Genomic DNA, 15,448 nt, shown 5'->3' on the forward strand with positions numbered 1-15,448 from the left:
AGGCGCAGGCCCATGTATCGTTCGGTGTTGTTCCCTGACCGCTACGCTCGTCAGCATGGGGAGTGAATCTATCCGAGCCGCATATAGGGCACGTGCCGCCGAGTACACGCGCATTCTTGGTTCCGTTGAGGACATGCACGAGCTGGATCGGCAACGCATCGGACGTTGGGCAACAAGTATTGACGGCTGCGTGATTGATGCCGGGTGTGGACCCGGCCATTGGACCGACTTCCTCTACCAATGCGGTGCCAATGTGCAAGGGATCGACCTTGTTCCCGAATTCATTGAAAGTGCCCGCGTACGCTTTCCCGATGTGCCTTTTCGCGTTGCCTCCTTACGTAATCTAGACGTACCAGATGGATCACTGGATGGTGTGCTGGCCTGGTACTCCCTCATCCACATGCCACCAGACGAGTTGTCCTTCGTGCTCAAGGAGATCGCTCGTGCCCTTGCCCAGGGCGGGCAACTACTCGTCGGATTCTTCGAGGGTTTTTCGGGCAAGCCTTTCCCACACGCTGTTACAACGGCGTACTACTGCTCCATCGAGCAGATGGGGCACTTGCTCAGCGAAGCAGGTTTCGATGTGCTCGACGTCGAGACGCGCCAAGACCCCGGGAAGCGAGCCCATGCCGCCATAACGGCTTCCGTCCGGTAAAAAGAATGAGCAGGCCACTGTCAGCTACCTCATCGTGTACTCCTACGAGACCGCCGCCTGGGCAGGTCTACCCCTACGCCGCGCACGTTGCCGCGCTGACCCGGGAACTCGCCACGGCCCGGTGCCGGTCCGTAACGTGTGGCTCGTGCCCGGCCGAATGGCGGGACGCGCCGGCACACGGGCTGCCCTGCAGGCGGGCGTCGGCTGGTCAGTTGCGGCGGCGGTGCGGCAGGGCGGCAACACCTTCCGGCAGTGGCGGCAACCCGGCATAGGTGCACACCATGTCGCTCCACGCCTCCAGGTGGGAGCGGATGTCGGCGGAGGCAGGCGTCCAGGACGCGCGAAGTTCGATGTCGATCGAGTCCTGCCGCCCGCTCAGCGTGCCGTAGCTTTCGGACAGGATGCGGGTCGCGGTGCCCCCGGCGTTGCGGTAAGGGGCGCCGTGGTTCTCCAAGGCTTCCACCAGCCAGTCCCACGCGACGGAGCCGAGCATGGTGTCGTTGCCCATGTCGGCGTCGAGCTCGGCGCGGATGTAGGTGACGATTCGGAAGGTTCCGTCCCAGACCGCCGAACCTTCCGGGTCGTGCAGCAGGATGAAGCGGCCGGTGGCCAGTTCCGGGCCGTCGGCGGTCTGCAGGGCGGTGACCACCGGGCCGTGGAGCGGCCGGGGGCCCGGTTCGGCGATGACTTCCGCGCCGAGGGCCACGGCGAAGGGGGCCAGCCGGGAGGGCGCCGGAATTTCCTCCAGCCGCAGTTCATTCCGGCACTGCGCCTGGCGCAGGTCCGACAGCGCGCGCATGAACTCAGGCGGCACTGCAGAGAGATCAATCGCACTCACACAGCCAGATTAGGCCCTGATGCCGCAGGACGTCAGGCAGGCGCGCCGGGGAGCGGAGGGCATCCGCGCGGGACTAGGAGAGTTCGCTGCGGATGGCCGCGGCGAAGGCGTCGATGTCGTCTTCGGTGGTGTCGAAGGAGCACATCCAGCGGACCTCCCCGCGCGACGAATCCCAGTCGTAGAAGCGGAACTTTTGCCGCAGCCGGTCCGCCACCCCGGGCGGCAGCGCGGCGAACACGGCGTTGGACTGGGTCGGCTGGGTCAGGGACAGCCCCTCGACGCCCTCGACGGCGGCGCGCAGCCGCGCGGCCATCGCGTTGGCGTGGGAAGCGGAGCGCAGCCACAGGTCACCGTCGTACAGGGCGATGAGCTGGGCGGAGATGAACCGCATCTTCGAGGCCAGCTGCATGTTCATCTTGCGCAGGTACTGCAGCCCGTGGGCCGCATCCGGGTTCAGCACCACCACGCATTCGCCGTAGAGCAGGCCGTTCTTGGTGCCGCCGAGCGAGAGGATGTCCACCCCGGCGTCGGTGGTGAAGCTGCGCAGGTCGGTGCCTAGGGAGGAGGCCGCGTTGGACAGCCGTGCCCCGTCCATGTGCAGCTTCATGCCGCGTTCGTGCACGTGGTCGGCGATGGCGCGGATTTCCTCAATGCTGTACAGCGTGCCCAGCTCGGTGCTTTGCGTGATGGACACGGCCAGCGGCTGCGCGCGGTGTTCGTCGCCCCAGCCCCACGCTTCGCGGTCGATCAGGTCCGGGGTGAGCTTGCCGTCGTCGGCCGGCACCGCCAGGAGTTTGATCCCGCCCACGCGTTCGGGCGCACCGTTTTCGTCCACGTTGATGTGCGCGGAGGAGGTGCAGATGACGGCGCCCCACCGCGGCAACAGCGACTGCAGCGACAGCACGTTGGCGCCGGTCCCGTTGAACACCGGGAAAGCCTGGGCGGCGTCGCCGAAGTGTCCGGCGATCACCTGTTGCAGCCGCGCCGTGTAGGCGTCCTCGCCGTAGGCAACCTGGTGCCCGGTGTTGGCGTGGGCCAGCGCGGTCAGGACCTCCGGATGGACGCCGGAGTAATTGTCCGAGGCGAAGCCGCGCAGGTCGGTGTCGTGCAGGGAACCGGAAAGCAGGGGGGAGTCAGTCACGTGTTTCAGTATTCCTTAATGAGTGGGTGCCGTCACAGCCGGACCCGGGTCAGGCCAGCCGGATGCGTTCCCCGTTGAGGCGGGCGGCGTCCAGCGTGAACAGGGAGGCGGCGGCGCGGCCCAGGTCGGCCACGTCGGTAAAACCGGCAAATGCCTTTTCCGGATCGGCCCGGCGCATGGCGTCGTCCAGCAGGGCCTTGACGGCGAGGACGACGGCGGCGGAGCGCTGGGGGGCGGGATCCTCCTTGCGTCCGGACTGGGCCCGGCGGAAGGCGTCGGCGACCGAGAACATCCAGCTCTCGGCGGCGGCTTTGGCGGCAGCGTAGTTGGCGCCGGATGCGGTGGGGGAATCCGTTGCCGTGCTCGAGACGATGGCCGCCCGGCCGGACGGGGAGGCCTCCAGCTGGGAATAGAAGGCGCGGGTGGTGTTGCGCAGCGTGCTGATCAGCTGCCGGTGCAGGAAGTCCCAGTCCTCGTCCGACTGCCCCGTCAGGCCCTGGCCGCCGCGCCAGCCGCCCACCAGGTGGATCAGGCCGTCGGCCCCGCCGTGCTCGGCGGCGACGGCGCCGGCCAGCTCTTCCACGGCCCGGCGGTCGGCGAGGTCGCACTGGAAGGAGGCCACGGCGTCGTTCTCCGCGTAGGCGGCGTCGAGCCGGTCCTTGCTGCTGCCGACCGCCAGCACGGTGGCACCCGCGCCGGTCAGGGCAGCGGTGACGGCCTGGCCGGAGGCGCCGGATGCGCCGGCGACGACCACCGTGAGGCCGGCGAGGCGGCCGGGGCCGGGCGCGGCGGCCAGCAGCCGTTCGGCATCGGGCGGCCCGTCGCCGTTGCGCTGGTGTTCGGCGGCGGCCATGTCAGGCCGACTCTCCGATGATCCCCGAGGTGGATTCGATCACCGGCTTCATCTTCCGCGAGAGGGCCTCGTAGAACATCGACAGCGGGAACTCGTCGTCCATGACCTGGTCGGTGACCTCGCGCGGCAGCCCCGTCAGCGGCAGCGCATCGGGGCCCTTGGCCCAGACCGAGGCCGGGTGCGGGGTCAGCGTCTTGGTCAGCATCTCGTAGGCGGCCAGCCAGTGGGCCACCTTGGGCCGGTCGATGGAGCGCCAGTACAGCTCCTCGATTTCCCCGCCCAGGGCGACGACGGCGTCCGCGACGTTGTCCCAGTCGATGGAAAGCTTGCCGTCCGTCCAGTGCAGCACCCGGTGCTGGTGCAGCCAGGCGAACAGCAGCTGGCCGCCCAGACCGTCGTAGTTGCGCACCCGGTTGCCGGTGATGGCGAAGCGGAAGATCCGGTCGAAGATCACCGCGTACTGCACCAGCCGGGCGTGCCTGCGGACCTCATCGGACGCGGTGGCGTCCTGGGCCAGGCGCACCGACTCGCGGAAGGCGGTCAGGTCACAGCGCAGTTCCTCCAGCGAGTACAGGAAGTACGGCATCCGCTGCTTGATCATGAACGGGTCGAAGGGCAGGTCGCCGCGCATGTGCGTGCGGTCGTGGATCAGGTCCCACATGACAAAGGTTTCCTGCGTCAACTGCTGGTCATCGAGCAGGGCCGCAGCTTCTTCCGGCAGGTCCAGCGAGGTGATGTCGGCCGCGGCGCGGACCACTTTGCGGAACCGGGCCGCCTCGCGGTCGGCGAAGATGGCGCCCCAGGTGAAGGCGGGGGTTTCCCGCACGGCCACGGTCTCCGGGAAGAGTACGGCCGAGTTGGTGTCGTAGCCGGCCGTGAAGTCCAGGAAGCGGATGGGCACGAACAGCTTGTTGGAGTAGGAGCCCGATTCCAGTTCGCCGATGAAGTCCGGCCAGATGACTTCGATCAGCACGGCTTCGACCAACCGGTCGCTGCTGCCGTTCTGCGTGTACATCGGGAAAACCACCAAGTGCCGCAGGCCGTTGATCCGGTGCTGCTGCGGCTGGAACGCCAGGAGCGAGTCCAGGAAGTCCGGGACGCCGAATCCGCCGTCGCGCCAGCGGCGGAAATCCACCACCAGTTTCTCCAGGTAGTCGGCGTCGTGTTCGAACAGCGGGGCCAGCTGGCCGATGGCGTCGATGATCACGTCCGTGTGCCCGGCGGCAGCGGGTTTGTTGCCGTCGTCCGGTACCGAGCCGTCGTGGACCTGGAGTCCGCGCAGTGCGGTGGCCGCCTCTTTCAGGCGCAGCCATGCCGGGTGCTGCGCCGGGTTGCCGTGCACGGCGGCACTGGAGTTGCTGCGGGTGGGGGTGATGGTCATCGTCGCCTCGCCTTTCCGTCGGGCCGGGTCTCCCGGCGCCTCATGTGGAATATGCAGCGAGCGTAGCAAGGCAACAGCACTACTTATGTCAAAAGCGGCCCTAAGTAAGGAACTGTAATGCTCAGCCCCTCGGCGGGCGGGAATGATTAAGCCCGGCTCGTGCTGGCCGGGCTTGAATCAGATGAAACGTGGAAGCGCCGAAGGGGTGAGGGGAGGCGCGGTACGAAAAGCTACTGCGTGTCCTTCAGCGTCAGGGACACCGAGTTTATGCAGTAGCGCTGATCCGTGGGGGTCCCGTAGCCCTCGCCCTCGAACACGTGCCCGAGGTGCGAGTCGCAGCTGGCGCAGCGGACTTCGATCCGCTCCATCCCCATAGTCGAATCCCGCAGGTAGCGCACCGTGCCCTCGGCCAGCGGCGCCCAGAAGGACGGCCAGCCGCAGTGGGAGTCGAACTTCTCCTTGCTGGTGAACAATTCGGCTCCGCAGGCGCGGCAGCTGTAGACCCCCTCGGTATGGGTGTCCCAGTATTCGCCGGTGTAGGGGCGCTCCGTGCCGGCCTCGCGGAGCACGTGGTATTCCTCCGGGCTCAGCTCCTGCCGCCATTCATCGTCGGTCTTGGTCACCGGGAACTGTCCGGCCTCTGTGTTGCTCATAGTCTCTCCAACGTTCACGAGTCGCCAATGTATCCCGAGCCCGAGTACAGGTGCAGGACCGGAATGCCCAGCTTGTCCTGCGCCCGGTTGGCCCAGTCGGTATGGAAGGTATCGGAAATGGAATGCGGCCGGGTGATGACAACGGCCCGGTCTGCCGGATGTTCCGCGACGTACTTGACCAGGGCGGACACGCCGTCGTCCTCGACGATGTCCACCGTGGCGTTGAAGCCTGCTTCCGCCAGCAGCCTGGCGGAGATGCGCCTGGCTTCGTCGGCCTCGTGCCGGGCCTCTTCCGGCGTCGGCTGGCCGTGCGCCAGCTCGCGGAACGCGGTGCCGACCTCCAGCAGGCTCAGCCGCTCGACGAAATCGAGCAGCAGGTTCCGCTTGGTGTCCTCGGGAATCAGCACCCGGAAGGTAGTCTGCCCGGCGGCGGTCTGCTCGCCGGCCAGCCAGCCGAAATTCTGCAGGTCGGCGTCATTGAGCGGTTCCTCGGTCAGCACGACGATGGTTTCGGTCATGCGCCCAGCCTAATCAGCAGCACAAGCGGGGGACAACAACGCGGCGCGCCGACGGCGGCGCCGGTTAGCGGTCGGCACCGGCACCGGCAAGAATGGACCCATGGCTGTGTTCGAACGCTCAGACCGGTCCGGCCGGAACACCTCCGCCGGCGACGGCCAGCTGCCCCGTGCCCGCTGGCTGCTGCTCGGTGCCTTGGCGGGAGCCGGAGCCGGATCAGTCCTGGCCGGAGCGACGTCGGGACTGGCCTCCTATTTCGCCCGCCAGGTTCTCACTCCGGTCCGCGAGCACGTCCAGGACCTGGAAATCCTGGCCGTCGTCGGAACCGGCCCGCAGCAGGAAATCATCCTGCCGGCCACCCCGGACACCACGGCGCCGGGCGTCTACAGCGTCTATTTCGACGGCGGACGATCCGTGGCGCGGGTGGGCGAGGTGACGTCCTACTCGCCGCGGGAAGGCACGGTCCAGCGCAGGGTCGAGCAGGTGTATGCCGGCGACCTCGCCGCCGCCACGCGCGGCTGGTGGGGCGGTGCGGCCTACCCGGACCCGGCCGCCGTCGGGCTGGCCAACGAGGAAGTCGACATCGAGGTGGAAGGCGGCATTGCGCCGGCCTGGCTGGTCCGCGCCGAGGCGGAGGCGAAAACCTGGGCCATCATGGTGCACGGCCGGGGTGCGTCCCGGGCCGAGGGCATCCGCGCCGTCCGGTCGGTCCGCGGGCTGGGCATGGCGTCGCTGCTGATCTCCTACCGGAACGACGGCGAAGCCCCGTCCGCCCCGGACCGCCGCTACGGGCTGGGCATGACCGAATGGCGCGACGTCGAGGCGGCGATCGGGTTCGCCCTGGCGAACGGGGCGGAGGATGTAGTGCTGTTCGGCTGGTCGATGGGCGGGGCCATCAGCCTGCAGGCAGCCGACCAGTCCCGCTACCGGAGCCGGATCCGTGCGTTGGTGCTGGACGCCCCGGTGATTGACTGGACCGACGTGCTGGCCCACCAGGCGAAGCTGAACCGGATACCGGATGCCGTGGGGCAGTTCTCGCAGTGGCTGATCTCGAACAAGGCCGGACGGCTGCTGACCGGCCTCGCCGCCCCGCTGGACCTGAAGATGATGAACTGGGTGGCCCGGGCCGACGAGCTGCAGGTGCCGACGCTGATCGTGCACAGCGAGGACGACGACTTCGTGCCGCACGGCCCGTCCGCGGCGCTGGCCGAGAAGAACCCGCTGGTCACGTTCGAGCCCTTCAGCGGGGCCGGTCACACGCGCGAATGGAACGTGGACCCGGAACGCTGGGAGCGCGTCGTCACGTCCTGGTTGACCCGGGTGCTCCGTCCGGTGGGCTAGGGCCCTATCCCGCCTTCAGCGGGGCGAAGGACGCGCCCGTCAGCGCGGCCAGGGCTAACCCGCCTTCAGCGGGGCGAAGGACGCGCCCGTCAGCGCGGCCAGGTCCGCCGGGGCAATCTCGATATCCAGCCCGCGGCGGCCGCCCGAGACCAGGATGGCGCCGAAGTCCCGGGCGGTGGAATCCAGCACCGTGGGGCTGGCGTGTTTCTGCCCCAGCGGCGATATCCCGCCCAGCACATACCCGGTGCGCCGCCGGGCCACCTGCGGGTCTGCCATGGCCGCGCGCTTCCCACCCAACGCCGCGGCCAGTTTCTTCAGGTCCAGGCTGGAACTGACCGGCACGACGGCGACCGCCAGCGATTCGTCCACGACGGCCATCAGGGTCTTGAACACGCGGGCGGGATCCATCCGCAGCGCCTCCGCGGCCTCGAGGCCGAAGCTGGGCGCCGCGGGGTCGTGGGCATAGGTGTGGAGCACGTGCGGAACCCCCGCCCGCTGCAGCAGCGTGGTGGCGGGGGTTCCGGCGGATGGTTTGTGCCTGGCCACCGTCAGGCCGAGGCGGCGCGCAGTTGCCGTGCCTCGGTGATCAGGCGCTTGATGCGGTACAGCATGGCGGACATGCCGCGGATCCGCAGCGGGGTGATGGCACGGGTCAGGCCCAGGTGCTCGGCTATATCGTCGGGAACGGCCAGGATCTCCTCTGCCGGCAGTCCGTTGAGCCCCTCGTGCAGCACGGAGGCAAAGCCGCGAGTGGTGGGGGCTTCCGGCGGAGCCGAGAAGAAGATCTGCACGTCCTGGTCCGGGTCATCGCCCAGCTCCAGGGTCAGGAAGAGAGGAGACTGGCATTCCACCACTTGCTCCAGCAGTTCCGGATGCCCGGCGAAGCGTTCCGGCAGCTCGGGCAGCTCCCGGGAGAACTCCAGCAGCAGCTGCAGCCGCTCGGCCTCGCTGACCGCCTGGAAGTCGTCGATGATTTCTGCCAGCGGTTCGGGAATCGTCTGCTCGGTCACGGTCATACTTGCGCTCTCTCTTGCAGTTTCGGGCTCGTTACGTCAACGTTGCGTGCCCGCCGGCTATTCCTCAGCGGGCCGAGGCGGGGATCCCGCCGGGCTCGGCGCCCCTGACGATCGGCACGCGCACGGCATTGCCCCATTCGGTCCACGAGCCGTCGTAGTTGCGGACCGTGTCGAAGCCCAGCAGGTACTTGAGTACGAACCAGGTGTGGCTGGACCGCTCGCCGATCCGGCAGTAAGCCACCACATCGTCGCCCGGCTTCAGCCCGGCGTCGTCCAGGTAGATGGTCTCGAGCTCTTCGCGTGATCGGAACGTCCCGTCCTCGGCCGCCGCCCGCGCCCACGGCACGGACGCCGCCGTCGGAATGTGGCCCCCGCGCAGCGCCCCTTCCTCGGGGTAGGCGGGCATGGTGGTGCGCACGCCGGTGTATTCCTCCGGGGAGCGGACGTCCACCAGCGGCTTGCCGAAGTGGTCCAGCACGTCGGTGAGGAAGGCCCGGATGGGCGCGTCGTCGCGCTCGACCACGGGGTAGTCAACCGCCTGGGGCCGCGGCACGTCGGTGGTCAGTTCCCTGCCCTCCGCGATCCACTTGTCACGGCCGCCATCCAGCAACCGCACGTCTTCATGGCCAAACAGGGTGAAGACCCAGAGCGCGTAGGCCGCCCACCAGTTGCTCTTGTCCCCGTAGAGCACCACGGTGGTGTCCCGGCTGATGCCCTTGGAACCGAGCAGCGCGGCGAAGCCCTCGCCGTCCACGTAGTCGCGGGTGTCCGGATCATTCAGGTCGGTGTGCCAGTCGATCTTCACCGCGCCCGGAATGTGGCCGGTCTCGTATAGCAGGATGTCTTCGTCGGACTCCACGACCACCAGCCCGTCCGCGCCCAGGTTCTCAGCCAGCCACTGCGTGGAGACCAGGCGGTCGGGGTTGGCATAGGCGGCAAACTTCTCGTTGTGCTCGGCGGCAATGGGCATGGCAAACCTTTCCTTGACGTGCAGCTTTCCATAGCGTGCAGACGGCCGTGCAAAACGGCCGGGGGACTTCTGTTTAGCCTAACCACCGGAGCAGGCAAAAGCTTCCGGGGCCGCACCCCGCGTCACATCGTGGCCGGGCGGAGCGCCTGGGCCCGCCGGGAGGAGCGCCTGGGTGCGCCGGCCGGAGCACCGTGGCCCGCCGGCCCAGGAGCACCGGGGCCCGCCGGACCCGCTGTGGCCTGGCTTACACCGGCTGCCGCCGGCGGGCGGGGTAGCGTATCGTTTTGCTGGCGGCATTCCGGCCGCTGTGCATTCTCCGAGCCCATGTCAGGAAGGCAGCGGTTAGCCTACGTGCCCCAGATTGAACAGCTTTCACGCCGGACGCCGAAGGTGTCCGTGGACGAACTGCTGGCGGGCCTGCACCCGTCGCCGCGCTTCGGCGAAGTATCCTTCGCCAGCTACCGCCCGGACCCGGCCCAGCCGTCTCAGAGCGAGGCCGTGACTGCGCTGCAGCGTTTTGCGGTTGTGGTCGACCGGCCCAAGCCCAAGGGCTTGAAGAAGCTGTTTGGCGGCGGCAAGCCGGAGGGCCACTCCGGCATTTACCTCGACGGCGGGTTCGGCGTGGGCAAGACCCACCTGCTCGCCTCGCTGTGGCACGCCGTCGACGGCCCGAAGGCCTTCGGCACCTTTGTGGAGTACACCAACCTGGTCGGCGCGTTGTCGTTCCGCAAAACCGTGGAAGCGCTCAGCAGCTACCGCCTCGTGTGCATCGACGAGTTTGAATTGGATGATCCCGGCGACACCGTGCTGATGTCGCGGCTGATGCGCGAGCTCGCCGACGCCGGGGTCAAGCTTGCGGCAACCTCCAACACCCTGCCGGGTTCGCTGGGGGAGGGACGCTTTGCCGCCGTCGATTTCCAACGCGAAATCCAGGTGCTGTCCGACCAGTTCGAGGTCATCCGGGTGGACGGCGAGGATTACCGGCACCGGGGGCTTCCGGCCGCCCCCGAGCCGCTCAGCGACCACGAACTCAAGCGGCGGCTGCATGATTTCGATGGCAAGGTCGTGGCCGCCGACGAATTCTCCGATCTCGTCAACCACCTGGCCGGGGTGCATCCCAGCCGGTACAAGCAGTTTCTCGACGGCGTGGACGCGGTGGCCTGGCATAACGTGCACACGATCACCGAGCAGGCCGTGGCCCTGCGGTTCGTGGTGCTGGCCGACCGGCTCTACGACAAGGACGTGCCGATCATCGCCAGCGGCGTGCCGTTCGATGAGCTTTTCACTCCGGAAATGATGTCCGGCGGCTACATGAAGAAGTATTTCCGGGCGGTATCACGCCTGACCGCGCTGGCCCGCGAGGGCCAGGCCGGCGAACCAGCGGCCTAGCTCCCGCAGCCGGGCGCGCACATGCCGCCACTGTGCAGGAGTAATGCCCTGCGCCTGATGACGATACGACCGGGCAACCGACGCGACCGACGCGGTGTTCAACTACGCGACCCCGCCGAATGGCCGAGACCGGGCGCCCCTACTCCGTGATGCCGAGCATGGTGCAGATGTTCGGCATGCTGTTGGCCGTGCACAGCCGGTACGTTCCGGGGCGAATGCTGTCCGGAATGATGAGGGTGTCTGGGCCAGATCCCTCGACGCCAATATCCTTCCAGGTTTGGCCCTTGGGGTCGTTCGCAGGCCACCATGTTGGGGAACCAGAGCCGCCGTCGTCATCGGTCGTGGCAATGAGGTAGTAGCGGACAAGCCAGCTGTTGCCGTCCTGTTCTTCCAGAACCCAGGGGATTCCCCGGGAAGTTTCCTCGGGGAATCGGACCTTGATGGTCTGCCCCGGTTTAGTAGGAGACGGCGAGACTTCGAGCAGTTCGGGATGCATCTGCGCGTCTGGATCGTTCACCCCTGCCGTGCCGGCTGGTTCTTGGACGGCGGTTCCTCCGGATGTTGAACTTCCACAGCCGGACAACGCCAGCAGTACGACAACCCCAGTCGTCAGTTTGGCTATCGCATGCATGACCGCCCCTTGTTTGATGTACAACGGTCTGCGTCACGGTAGCGGCGGAACAGCATGGAGAGGAAGGGTGGGACGCTGCGAAGCATAACTTCTTGTTGATGCGGCCAGATGACCAGGGCCTGGGCCGAGGCAGTGGATTTCTTGGGGACAGAGGATGTGGAGGATCTGGAGCTTGCTGAGAAGTAGGTGCAGGAGGCTCTGTGCGGTTCTGTGCCGGTCCTATGGTGGGACACTTACCTGACCGAGCTGGAGCGGACGAGGAATCAAAATCTCGAAAGGGAATTCATGAGATCCAATCAGCCCCTGCCAGATAACCCCTGGCCGCAGGACATGGTCATCTCTGTGAAAGTCGCGCCGAACCACCTATCGCTCCTGCTCTTCATCCGTAGCGCTTGGAACATTGCCCCGGATGTCAACATTCCCGAGTTGAATCCGGCACCGAAGCCCGGTGCCTCGCGACTGCCTGCCACTGCAGACAGGACTGAGTGGGGCGCCCGTTGGCAGCAGGCTTGGGAACGAGCTTGGGCCTGGTACGACACGGGGGACCAGAAGAACCAGCATCCAACGCCGGAAATCCGCTCCGATCAGGAGAGGCACGTGGCCTTCCCGCCGGGCTGGACAACCGAATACGGCTGGGATGGCGTGGACATCGACGGCTTCAACCATTGGCAAATCCAGCTGCAGCCCAACCACATGCTCCCTCTTGAACTACACCCCGAACGCCGCTGTCTGCCGGCTCTGATTGCCGCTTGGAAAACAGGCTTGGACACCGTCCTGGTCATGCCTTATCAGGGGGACTACGCCAAGCGCATCAGCCCAAGGCATCTCGTCGTCTCGGCGCAGACCCATGACGATCCCGAGAGCTACACTCGCGCCTTGGCCTCCAGGCTCCCACCCGGTTAGCTATCAGTTGCCGAGCAGCGGCGCAGGAATGGGACGGGCTGACGGGTCCGCCGGACCGCAAGGCACGCACGGGCGAATAAGCGGCCTCACGACAAAGGGTGCCGGCTCGCCTCCCGGCGGTCCGGCACCCTCCTTGGCGTGCCCAGGACTAGGCGGACGGAGTGTTCCCGTCGGACGGTGCCTGGCCATCCCTGTCACCGAACGTGTCGACGAAACGGGATGCCTTGGCCTGCAGGCCGCCTACCTGCTTGGAATACTTACCGCCGGTCTTGGCGTCGATGTAGTCACCGGTGCTGCCGACGGCACCCTTGATCTTGCCAGAGTGTTCTCCCACGAGACCGGCTGCCTTGTCCTTGAGTCCTCCGGCCTTGCCCTTGAGCTCGTCAAATACAGACACAGCCACCTCCTTTCCGACGGGGGGCCTTTCGCCCCTGCACATCCATCGTAGGCACCGCGCCGCGGGCGCTCAACGGAGTAGACGGCTTAAACAAGGAGGGCTCCCGCCGGGGGAGCCGTGGAGTGGTGGGCGATACTGGGATCGAACCAGTGACCTCTTCCGTGTCAGGGAAGCGCGCTACCGCTGCGCCAATCGCCCCGGTGTGCCCGAGGCGGGCCGCTGGAGAAAACGCTGAAAAAGAGAGCGGACGACGGGATTCGAACCCGCGACATCCACCTTGGCAAGGTGGTGCTCTAGCCAGCTGAGCTACGTCCGCGCGAAACGGTTTCCGGATCACTCCGGACTGCGTTCCAGTGGGCGATACTGGGATCGAACCAGTGACCTCTTCCGTGTCAGGGAAGCGCGCTACCGCTGCGCCAATCGCCCGTGATCTCTCACGAGATGTTTGCTGTGTCGCCGCAAACGAGGTGGGGACGGGATTCGAACCCGCGTATACGGCTTTGCAGGCCGCTGCCTCGCCTCTCGGCCACCCCACCGTGCCTATTCGCAGTTGCGCTAGGACCGGCCAGCGACGCTGGCACGTTACAGTGACTTGCGAGCGGACGACGGGATTCGAACCCGCGACATCCACCTTGGCAAGGTGGTGCTCTAGCCAGCTGAGCTACGTCCGCAAAAGTTTTCCATCACTTTTTCCGCGATCCTTCATCAAACGGCTCGCGGCGTCGCTGTGATTTCCAACGAGTAAAAACTCTATAGGACGATTCCCGCTTCGTCCAATCGACGCTGCGGCGGGTGAAACGACGCGGGCCGTTCGGCCCGGAGGCGGTGAACGCGGCGGCTGGCCCGGCGACCCGTTCCGTGGCCCACCCGCGGTCCCGTTCCTCGCCCGCCCCAAAGACCACACCCGTAACAAGTGGCCAGGCGCCGTAGCCGGGCGATTTTTGTTTCAGCGCCTCGGTGGGCTAGCATTTCTAGACGTTGCAGGAAGCGCCCGCGCATCCGCAGCAAACCCGGGGCGATTGGCGCAGTGGTAGCGCGCTTCGTTCACACCGAAGAGGTCACTGGTTCGAACCCAGTATCGCCCACCACGGAAAACATCCCCGGCCAGGCAGCATCGCCTGGCCGGGGATGTTTTCGTTAACGGCGCGGAGGCCGACCGCCGTTGCGCCCGCGCTGTGCCTTGCGGACCGGAACGGTCAGTGGAACCTGAGAAGATTTCCTTATGACTGCACCACTTCTTGCGCATGCCACCGCCAACGGCCGCATGTACGCGCGCTCCACCTCGGAGCCGCCGTCGGTTCCCTCCATCACCACCGTGATCGCGCAGGAGCCGACCACGCTGGACGGTTGGTTCGCCCACATGGCAGCCACCTCCCTGGCCTCCGATGCCAGGCTGGCCGAGGCCGCCGGAGACCCGGGGCGGCTGCGGTCGCTGGCGAAGGAAGCGACCCTGGCTGCCGACCGCTACCGGGATGCCGCCGCGCTGCGCGGGGACCGCGTCCACGCTTACTGCGAACAGGTGGCACTGCGGGCGCTGGACAGGGAGCACGACGTTGCGGGTGCCCGGGAGGCGCTCAAGGCCAACGGCGAAGAGGCTTTCGCCGCCAGGTTCGACGAATGGTGGCAGCTCTACGGGGTGGAGCCGATAGCCCCGGAGATCACTGTCTGGAACCAGGAAGTCGGATACGCCGGCACGCTGGATCTCGTGGCCCGGATTGCGGGGCGCACCTGCCTGATCGACTTCAAGACCAAGGGCACGGACCGCAACGGTCAGGTCAAGGCGCTCAATGACAAGGTGGTCATGCAGTTGGTGGCCGGCATGAAGGCACAGGAGTCGCTGGTCGACGCCGCGACGGGGCGCTGGGAGCCGTGGGCCCACGGGGACGATCCGCTGCTGCTGGGCGTGGCGATCGGTGAGACGGAAGTCCGGCCGATGCGCGCCAACCCCGAGGTGCTTCGATGGCACTGGTACCGCTTCTGCTCGCTGCGCCGGGCGTGGGAGACGCATCTGCAGGTAGCCGAGGCGGGCCGGGCGCTGCTGCCGATCGCGCCGCCCCCTGCGGCGGCCCTGCAGGCGGTCCAGCAGGCCCACTAAACTGGACCGGAACCAACGGCAGCGTACTGAAGCGGCAACAGTGAGGACAAGAACTACATGGCGATCCTGAGCATCCGGATTATCGGCGACCCCGTGCTGCGGACCAAGGCGGAAACGGTCACCGTGTTCGGGCCGGAGCTGGCCAAGCTGGTGGCGGATATGGACGAAACCATGGAGGACGTCGACGGCGCCGGGCTGGCCGCCCCGCAGGTGGGCGTGAGCCTGCGCGTCTTCACCTTCCGCGTGGACGGCCGGCGCGGCCACGTGGTCAACCCGGTGCTCGAGCTCAGCGACGACTTCCAGGACGACGTCGCCGAAGGGTGCCTGTCCATACCCGCGCTGGGCTACCCGGTGCGCCGGCGCCGCTGGACGCGGGTGACCGGCCAGGACATGCACGGCAACCCGGTGGAGTACGAGGGCGAAGGGATGCTGGCCCGCTGTTTCCAGCATGAGGCCGACCACCTGGACGGAATCCTCTACATCGACCACCTCACCGGCGAGAACCGGAAGAACGCGCTGCGCTCCATCCGCAACGCCGGATACAACGGTGTGGCCGGCGAAACCCAGGCCCAGCGCGCGGCGCACGTCGGCTCCGGCTTCAGCCGCGGGCCGGCCGCGGCGGGCACCGGTTCCTTCGGGCAGCCGCTGGCATGACGGACGGCGGCAGGC

Annotated in this window: 17 protein-coding genes and 6 tRNA genes; 7 read left to right on the forward strand and 16 right to left on the reverse strand. The window is 67.2% G+C overall.

The genetic code is table 11. From position 1 onward, the window contains the following. Positions 1 to 133: 133 nt before the first annotated feature. On the forward strand, positions 134 to 655 hold the full coding sequence (locus AC5RVG_RS10940) for a class I SAM-dependent methyltransferase (RefSeq protein WP_493999562.1): 522 nt from the start codon (positions 134 to 136) through the stop codon (positions 653 to 655). A gap of 208 nt (positions 656 to 863) precedes the next feature. On the opposite strand, the gene AC5RVG_RS10945 is transcribed toward AC5RVG_RS10940, so the two are convergent. The 6 genes from AC5RVG_RS10945 to AC5RVG_RS10970 form a co-directional block, all read right to left on the reverse strand. After that, positions 864 to 1,454 (reverse strand): DUF3000 domain-containing protein, encoded by a 591-nt coding sequence (locus AC5RVG_RS10945; RefSeq protein WP_494001247.1) that lies wholly within the window; start codon positions 1,452 to 1,454, stop codon positions 864 to 866. A gap of 112 nt (positions 1,455 to 1,566) precedes the next feature. Continuing rightward, positions 1,567 to 2,634, reverse strand: a complete 1,068-nt coding sequence (locus tag AC5RVG_RS10950) for a threonine aldolase family protein (RefSeq protein WP_494013862.1) — start codon at positions 2,632 to 2,634, stop codon at positions 1,567 to 1,569. 49 nt (positions 2,635 to 2,683) lie between these two features. Then, positions 2,684 to 3,487 (reverse strand): SDR family NAD(P)-dependent oxidoreductase, encoded by an 804-nt coding sequence (locus AC5RVG_RS10955; protein ID WP_494013863.1) that lies wholly within the window; start codon positions 3,485 to 3,487, stop codon positions 2,684 to 2,686. Between the two features lies 1 nt (position 3,488). Beyond that, positions 3,489 to 4,868, reverse strand: coding sequence for a DUF6421 family protein (locus AC5RVG_RS10960; protein WP_494013864.1), 1,380 nt, complete (start codon positions 4,866 to 4,868; stop codon positions 3,489 to 3,491). 230 nt (positions 4,869 to 5,098) lie between these two features. Next, positions 5,099 to 5,521: a peptide-methionine (R)-S-oxide reductase MsrB gene (msrB, locus tag AC5RVG_RS10965; RefSeq protein ID WP_494013865.1), complete on the reverse strand. Its 423-nt coding sequence runs from the start codon at positions 5,519 to 5,521 to the stop codon at positions 5,099 to 5,101. A gap of 14 nt (positions 5,522 to 5,535) precedes the next feature. Continuing rightward, positions 5,536 to 6,039, reverse strand: a complete 504-nt coding sequence (locus tag AC5RVG_RS10970) for a hypothetical protein (RefSeq protein ID WP_494013866.1) — start codon at positions 6,037 to 6,039, stop codon at positions 5,536 to 5,538. A gap of 100 nt (positions 6,040 to 6,139) precedes the next feature. Between AC5RVG_RS10970 and AC5RVG_RS10975 the strand changes: the two genes are divergently transcribed. Further along, positions 6,140 to 7,378, forward strand: coding sequence for an alpha/beta hydrolase family protein (locus AC5RVG_RS10975; RefSeq protein ID WP_494013867.1), 1,239 nt, complete (start codon positions 6,140 to 6,142; stop codon positions 7,376 to 7,378). A gap of 54 nt (positions 7,379 to 7,432) precedes the next feature. Here the strand turns inward: AC5RVG_RS10975 and ybaK are convergent, their stop codons facing one another. From ybaK to AC5RVG_RS10990, 3 genes are all read right to left on the reverse strand, one after another. Further along, positions 7,433 to 7,924, reverse strand: a complete 492-nt coding sequence (ybaK, locus tag AC5RVG_RS10980; protein WP_494013868.1) for a Cys-tRNA(Pro) deacylase — start codon at positions 7,922 to 7,924, stop codon at positions 7,433 to 7,435. A gap of 2 nt (positions 7,925 to 7,926) precedes the next feature. Continuing rightward, entirely contained in the window at positions 7,927 to 8,388 is a 462-nt protein-coding gene (locus AC5RVG_RS10985) for a SufE family protein (protein WP_494013869.1), read from the reverse strand. A gap of 70 nt (positions 8,389 to 8,458) precedes the next feature. Continuing rightward, positions 8,459 to 9,364, reverse strand: coding sequence for a sulfurtransferase (locus AC5RVG_RS10990; RefSeq protein ID WP_494013870.1), 906 nt, complete (start codon positions 9,362 to 9,364; stop codon positions 8,459 to 8,461). A gap of 351 nt (positions 9,365 to 9,715) precedes the next feature. Between AC5RVG_RS10990 and zapE the strand changes: the two genes are divergently transcribed. Continuing rightward, positions 9,716 to 10,753 (forward strand): cell division protein ZapE, encoded by a 1,038-nt coding sequence (zapE, locus tag AC5RVG_RS10995; RefSeq protein ID WP_493999572.1) that lies wholly within the window; start codon positions 9,716 to 9,718, stop codon positions 10,751 to 10,753. Positions 10,754 to 10,892: 139 nt separating this feature from the next. Here zapE and AC5RVG_RS11000 read toward each other — a convergent pair whose 3' ends face one another. Continuing rightward, positions 10,893 to 11,384, reverse strand: a complete 492-nt coding sequence (locus AC5RVG_RS11000; protein ID WP_494013871.1) for a hypothetical protein — start codon at positions 11,382 to 11,384, stop codon at positions 10,893 to 10,895. Between the two features lie 285 nt (positions 11,385 to 11,669). On the opposite strand from AC5RVG_RS11000, the gene AC5RVG_RS11005 reads away from it, so the two are divergent. Then, positions 11,670 to 12,287, forward strand: coding sequence for a hypothetical protein (locus AC5RVG_RS11005; protein WP_494013872.1), 618 nt, complete (start codon positions 11,670 to 11,672; stop codon positions 12,285 to 12,287). Between the two features lie 148 nt (positions 12,288 to 12,435). Here the strand turns inward: AC5RVG_RS11005 and AC5RVG_RS11010 are convergent, their stop codons facing one another. From AC5RVG_RS11010 to AC5RVG_RS11035, 6 genes are all read right to left on the reverse strand, one after another. Continuing rightward, positions 12,436 to 12,684: an antitoxin gene (locus AC5RVG_RS11010; RefSeq protein ID WP_494013873.1), complete on the reverse strand. Its 249-nt coding sequence runs from the start codon at positions 12,682 to 12,684 to the stop codon at positions 12,436 to 12,438. Between the two features lie 123 nt (positions 12,685 to 12,807). Next, a tRNA-Val gene (locus AC5RVG_RS11015) sits at positions 12,808 to 12,882 on the reverse strand. 44 nt (positions 12,883 to 12,926) lie between these two features. Then, positions 12,927 to 13,000: transfer RNA gene (locus AC5RVG_RS11020), tRNA-Gly, on the reverse strand. 38 nt (positions 13,001 to 13,038) lie between these two features. Next, positions 13,039 to 13,110: transfer RNA gene (locus AC5RVG_RS11025), tRNA-Val, on the reverse strand. A gap of 39 nt (positions 13,111 to 13,149) precedes the next feature. Beyond that, positions 13,150 to 13,220, reverse strand: a tRNA-Cys gene (locus tag AC5RVG_RS11030). 61 nt (positions 13,221 to 13,281) lie between these two features. Further along, positions 13,282 to 13,355: transfer RNA gene (locus AC5RVG_RS11035), tRNA-Gly, on the reverse strand. 342 nt (positions 13,356 to 13,697) lie between these two features. On the opposite strand from AC5RVG_RS11035, the gene AC5RVG_RS11040 reads away from it, so the two are divergent. The 3 genes from AC5RVG_RS11040 (at position 13,698) to def (ending at position 15,433) form a co-directional block, all read left to right on the forward strand. Then, positions 13,698 to 13,772 (forward strand) — tRNA-Val (locus tag AC5RVG_RS11040). 134 nt (positions 13,773 to 13,906) lie between these two features. Continuing rightward, a complete protein-coding gene (locus AC5RVG_RS11045) occupies positions 13,907 to 14,779 on the forward strand; it encodes a cytochrome (RefSeq protein ID WP_494013874.1) in 873 nt (290 codons plus the stop codon). 57 nt (positions 14,780 to 14,836) lie between these two features. Next, the gene (def, locus tag AC5RVG_RS11050; RefSeq protein WP_494013875.1) at positions 14,837 to 15,433 is read left to right on the forward strand and encodes a peptide deformylase; all 597 of its coding nucleotides are present in this window, start codon (positions 14,837 to 14,839) and stop codon (positions 15,431 to 15,433) included. Positions 15,434 to 15,448: the final 15 nt, after the last annotated feature.

Source organism: Arthrobacter senegalensis, from assembly GCF_059091765.1.